At 67.6% G+C, this 2,995-nt stretch carries 1 protein-coding gene; it reads right to left on the bottom strand.

The annotated features are described in order from the left end of the window. Positions 1–83 precede the first annotated feature (83 nt). A partial coding sequence (locus ACIQ42_RS17580; RefSeq protein ID WP_397423525.1) for a hydantoinase B/oxoprolinase family protein occupies positions 84–2,995 on the bottom strand: 2,912 nt, incomplete at its 5' end.

Here is a 2,995-nt window from a genome sequence, read left to right as displayed (position 1 = left end):
AGATTCAGGGGCCTGAGCAAGCAGGGCGAGGGCGATCAGAAGGAGTGTCATTCAGGTCCTTATGCCGGAAAATCTTGTCAGGATCACGCCCGACCAAAGCCGCCGCCGCCGGGCGTTTCGATCTCGATCACATCGCCGGCCGATACCGTTACCGAGAAGCACGCAGAAAGTTCCGTCACCGCACCGGACGCCGCGATCAATCGCTGGCGGCCCGCAAGGCCCGCTCCACCCCCCGCCAGGCCCTGAGGCGCGTTGTCGCGGCGCGATGCCAACAGAGCGGCCTCCATCGGCGCCAGGAACCGGATACAGCGTCGCGATCCATCGCCGCCGGCATGGGCGCCGCTCCCGCCGGAGCCGCCGCGCACGCTGAAGCTTTCCACCCGGATCGGAAACCGGCGCTCAAGGATCTCGGGATCGGTCAGGCGTGAGTTGGTCATGTGGGTCTGAAGCGCGCTTGCCCCCGGCGCGCTGGCAGTCGCGCCCGCACCGCCGCAGATGGTCTCGTAGTACTGACGCGTCTCGTCGCCAAAGGTGAAATTGTTCATGGTGCCCTGGCTGTTGGCCATCACCCCCAGCGCGGCATAGAGGGCGTCGACCACATGCTGGCTGGTCTCGACATTGCCCGCCACAACGGCAGCCGGCGGGTACGGCGCCAGCATCGAGCCTGGTCGGGTCAAGATCTTGAGGGGTTTCAGGCAGCCGGCATTCAGCGGGATGTCATCATCGATCAGGGTGCGGAACACATAAAGCGCGGCTGCGTCGACGATCGCGGAGGGGGCGTTGAAATTGGTGTCCAGCTGGTCCGCGGAACCGGTGAAGTCGAGGATAGCCTCACGCGCCTGTGCATCGACTGTTGTGCGGACAACGATCTCGCCACCGCCATCCATTGGAACCCGGGCCTCGCCATCCGAGAGCCGGCCAATCGCCCGCCGCACCGCCTCGGCCGCGTTGTCCTGCACGAAGCCCATGTAGCGGGCCACGACATCAGCGCCGTGTGTCTCGATCATGGTCGCCACAGCAGCGGCGCCGGCCTGGCAAGACGCGACTTGAGCCTTGAGGTCGGCGATGTTGCGATCAGGCGCCCTGGATGGCCAGTCTCCGGCCAGCAGCGCCGCGCGGACCGGCGCATCCAGGAACCGGCCGCCTTCCACGATCGGCAGAGCGTCGAGCAGTACGCCCTCCTGGTCGATGCGTGTCGAAAAGGGCGGCATTGAGCCTGGCTGGACGCCGCCTACGTCCGCGTGGTGTCCGCGAGCCGCGACATAGAAGGTGGGTTTCGGATCAGCGTCGGTCATGAACACAGGCATTACGACGGTGATGTCGGGCAGATGGGTGCCGCCGGCATAAGGGTTGTTCAGGGCGAAGGCCTGTCCGTGTTTCAGGTCGGGATGACGGTCGCGTACTGCGCGCACACTCGCGCCCATGCTGCCCAGGTGAACAGGCATGTGCGGCGCATTGGCCACCAGCCCGCCGTCGGCGTCGAACAGGGCGCAGGAGAAATCCAGACGCTCCTTGATGTTGACGGAATGCGCCGTCCGCTCCAGCGCCGCGCCCATGGCCTCGGCGACGCCCATGAAGCGGCGATTGAAAAGTTCCAGGGTGACCGGGTCGGGTGTGCTGAGAGATATGGCCTGCCGGGCAGTCGCCCGCCTCCGAACCAAACGGATCTGCCCTCCGGCCTCCGCCTTCGCGCTCCAGCCAGGCAGGACAGCGATCTGCGTGTCATGACGCCTGATGAGCGCCGGGCCATCAACCGACGTCAGAGTCTCGCCCGATACCGCGGCTGCCGGGAGCCAGGCGGCCTGGGCGAACATCTGGATGGCCTCTTCCCCTTGCCGGCGGACGGCCGGGATTGATTGCGCCAGGCTCGCGGTTCGCACGTCGCTGTCGCGCAAGGGGGAGGGTAGCGCCACGGACTCTACCTCGACGGCCGCAATCACGATCTGACGGTCGGGTTCCACAAACCCGAAAAGGCGCGTGTGCCCGGCCTCGAACGCCGCCCTGATCGTCGATAGGGCAGAGAACTCGACAGGCAGCTCCGCGTCGGCCCCTTCGTAGCGCAGACGCAAGGTGCGGCGGACGTCGCCAACCTGCGCGTCCTGGGCGATCAGGTCGGACCGGGTCAAGGCTTCCAGCTGCGACAGATGGGTCACCGCCCCTGCCAAACCGTCAGCATCCAGCGGCGCTTCGATTCCCGCCTGCCGTAGAGCGGTCATCTGGGCCTGACCAATGCCCCAGGCCGAAAGGACGCTGCCGTATCCCGGACAGAGCACCTCGCTCACGCCCAGAGCCTCGGCCGTCTGGCATGCGACCTGCCCCGCAGCGCCGCCAAACGCCACCAGGGCGTGATCGCGGGGGTCGAAGCCCCGTTCCGTGGAGATGCGACGCACGGCCTGGGCCATCTGTTCGACGGCGACCGAGATGAACCCCTCGGCGGCGGCTTCCACGGTTGTTCCCATGGCGGCAGCGAGTTTGGCCAAGGCGGTGCGACTGGCCTGGAGATCGAGCGGCGCGTCACCGTGGGGTCCGAAAACTGCTGGAAAGGCCATCGGGTCCAGTCGTCCCAGCACAAGATTGGCGTCGGTGACCGTGGCCGGCCCGCCTCGGCCGTAGCAGGCGGGACCGGGGTCGGCGCCAGCGCTGGCAGGCCCGGCCCTGGCGCGCATCCCGTCGAAGGTAAGGATCGAGCCACCCCCGGCCGCCACCGTCTCCACGTCCAGCATCGGTGCGCGCACCTTCACCCCGGCCACCTTCACCGTGTCGCGACGCTCCAGTCGGCCGGCATAGCGGCAGACGTCGGTGGATGTGCCGCCCATGTCGAAGCCCAGTACAGCGGCGGAACCGGCGGCTTCCGCTATCCTCGCGACCCCGACCACGCCGCCGGCTGGTCCGGAAACGACCGCGTCACGGCCTCTGAACGCTTCTGCCCGAACCAGACCGCCGGCTGAGGTCATAAAGTACAGCGGCGCGCCCGCGACGGCGCCGGCGACCTGTC

Origin of the sequence: Phenylobacterium sp., assembly GCF_044372605.1 — a bacterium.
In the GTDB taxonomy this organism is placed as follows: Bacteria; Pseudomonadota; Alphaproteobacteria; order Caulobacterales; family Caulobacteraceae; genus Phenylobacterium.
Note: the sequence above shows the minus strand (reverse complement) of the source record. Positions and strands in the feature narration are given on the sequence as shown.